General features: G+C 66.1%; 1 pseudogene. It reads left to right on the forward strand.

The annotated features are described in order from the left end of the window. Positions 1 to 330: pseudogene (locus EN850_RS34760) on the forward strand (NADH-quinone oxidoreductase subunit G); the annotation flags it as partial.

Below are 330 nucleotides of genomic sequence, written 5' to 3' on the forward strand. Positions count from 1 at the left end.
GTTCCTGCTCATCAACCATCCGCTGGACTGCCCGATCTGCGATCAGGGCGGCGAGTGCGAGCTGCAGGACGTTTCGCTGGGCTATGGCCGTTCGGTCAGCCGCTTCAACGAGCGCAAGCGCGTGGTGCCGGACGAGGACATGGGCCCGCTGGTCGCCACCGAGATGACCCGCTGCATCCAGTGCACCCGCTGCGTCCGCTTCACCGCCGACGTTGCCGGTACCTATGAACTGGGTGGCATGTACCGCGGCGAGAACCTGCAGATCGGTACCTTCGACGGCAAGCCGCTGACCACCGAGCTGTCCGGCAACGTCGTCGACGTCTGCCCGGT

It is taken from the genome of Mesorhizobium sp. M8A.F.Ca.ET.207.01.1.1 (assembly GCF_004794715.1).
In the GTDB taxonomy this organism is placed as follows: Bacteria; Pseudomonadota; Alphaproteobacteria; order Rhizobiales; family Rhizobiaceae; genus Mesorhizobium.